Origin of the sequence: Kineococcus indalonis (genome assembly GCF_009906395.1) — a bacterium.
Classification (GTDB): Bacteria; Actinomycetota; Actinomycetes; order Actinomycetales; family Kineococcaceae; genus Kineococcus; species Kineococcus indalonis.
Genome location: NZ_JAAALM010000616.1, coordinates 1 through 2,114, shown reverse-complemented (window position 1 = coordinate 2,114; position 2,114 = coordinate 1). Strand labels below are relative to the sequence as shown.

Genomic DNA, 2,114 nt, shown 5'->3' with positions numbered 1-2,114 from the left:
GGCCCGCCGCCTGGCCAAGGAGTTCCTCGGCTACGTCTTCGACCCCGCCAGCGCCTCGGCCGCCAAGGTCGACGCGATCTGCGGCTACGAGACCGACGCCGACAAGGACGCCAGCGCCCTGAGCTGACGCCCGGCCGGTACGGTCGCCTCGACCGAGCCAGCACCCTCACCCCGCGGAGACCGAAGCACCATGACCAGCCGTCCACGCCCGCTCGTCGGCGTCAGCCTCAAGATGTACTTCTCGCTGGCCCGCACGCGCAGCTACCTCGCCGACGTCGCGGCCCTGGGCCCGGACGTCGCGGCGAGCGGCGTGGACGCGTTCGTCATCCCCGACTTCCTCAACATCACCACGGCCGTGGACCTGCTGCGCGGCACACCCGTGGCCGTGGGCGCGCAGGACGCCTCGTGGGAGGACTTCGGGGCGCTGACGGGCGAGGTCTCCCCCGCCGCGCTGCGCGAGGCGGGGGTGCGCTTCGTGGAGATCGGCCACGCGGAGCGCCGGCGCATGTTCGCCGAGGACGACATCGTCACCGCCCGCAAGGCGGCCGCGGCCGCCCGCAACGGCCTCGTGCCGCTGGTCTGCATCGGCGAGAACGTGCGCATCGACGTCGAGGACGCCGCCCGCACCACGATCTCGCAGGTGCTCGCGGCGCTCGAGGACGTCCCCGCCGACGCCGAGGTCGCCATCGGCTACGAGCCGAACTGGGCGATCGGGCAGACCGAGCCGGCTCCGCCGGAGCACGTCGTCGGCGTCACCACCCGCCTGCGCGAGGCCCTCGCCCACCGCAGCGGGCTGACCCGGATCCTGTACGGCGGCAGCGCCGGCCCGGGCCTGTTCACCCAGGTCGCCGACGGCGTCGACGGCCTGTTCCTGGGGCGCTTCGCCCACGACGTCGCCAACTTCCGCGCGGTGGTCCACGAGATCGCCGAGCTGCGCGGCACCGCCGACCACCTCCCCGGCCCGCAGGCCGGCGACCGCGCCTGACCCCGCCCCGGGCGGGGGACGGCGCGGCCCCTGCGGCCACCCGCCACCGACCACCGGAGAACCCCGTGCCCACCGCACCCCGCACCGAGAAGATCACCCGCGTCGCCCAGATCGGCACCGGCTACATGGGCGGCGGCATCGCCCAGTCGCTGGCGCTGGCCGGCAACGACGTCTGGCTGGCCGACGCCGACAAGGAGTCGACGCAGCGCAACTACGAGCGCCTGCTGAAGGAGTCCGAGCTCTTCGAGGCGCAGGGCCTGTTCGCCCCCGGCAGCACCGAGGTGCTGAAGGAGAAGTTCCACCCGGCCGACTCCATCGAGGAGGCCGTGGCCGACGTGCACTTCGTCGAGGAGGCCGTCTTCGAGGACCCGGCCGTCAAGAAGGACGTGCTCTCGCGCGTCGAGAAGGCCGTCACCCCCGGCACGATCATCGGCACCAACACCTCCACCATCCCGGTGAAGGTGCTCGCCGAGGCCTTCGAGGACGCCTCGCTGTTCCTCACCGTGCACTTCTCCAACCCCGCGCCGTTCATCCCGGGCGTGGAGCTGGTCACGGGCGAGGCGACCGACCCGGCCGTGCTGCCGCTCATCGACGACCTGCTCACCCGCGCCGGCCGCAAGGGCGCGCAGGTCAAGGACGTGCCCGGCTTCGTCCTCAACCGCCTGCAGTACGTGCTGCTGAAGGAGGCCATGACGGTCGTGGAGGAGGGCGTGGCGACCCCCGCCGACGTCGACACCATCGTCTCCACCACCTTCGGCTTCCGCCTGCCGTTCTTCGGGCCCTTCGCCATCGCCGACATGGCCGGCCTGGACGTGTACGCCAAGGGCTTCAAGGTCCTGGAGGACCACTTCGGCGAGCGCATGTCGGCGCCGCAGAACCTGCTGGACCTGGTCGCGCAGGGCAAGTACGGCACCAAGACCGGCTCCGGGTTCCTGGAGCTGGAGCCGGAGAAGCTGGCCGCCCTCATCGACTACCGCAACAAGGCCTACAAGAAGATGGCCGAGCTGCTCGAGGACCTCGGGCCCTCCCCGCTGGCCGACTGAGGACCCCCTCACCCCTCCGACCGCCCCGGGCGCACCGCGCCCGGGGCGGTCGGCGCGCCGCCGGTGAGCGCCCGCACCCGCGCCCC

2 protein-coding genes are annotated in these 2,114 nt (G+C 72.9%); both read left to right on the top strand.

Annotation, left to right across the window (positions count from 1 at the left end; translation table 11 throughout):
• Positions 1-190 precede the first annotated feature (190 nt).
• Positions 191-985, top strand: a complete 795-nt coding sequence (locus GTR00_RS19565) for a triose-phosphate isomerase family protein (RefSeq protein WP_166613224.1) — start codon at positions 191-193, stop codon at positions 983-985.
• A 65-nt stretch (positions 986-1,050) separates the two neighbouring features.
• Positions 1,051-2,028, top strand: a complete 978-nt coding sequence (locus GTR00_RS19560) for a 3-hydroxyacyl-CoA dehydrogenase family protein (protein WP_166613223.1) — start codon at positions 1,051-1,053, stop codon at positions 2,026-2,028.
• The last annotated feature ends 86 nt before the right edge of the window (positions 2,029-2,114 follow it).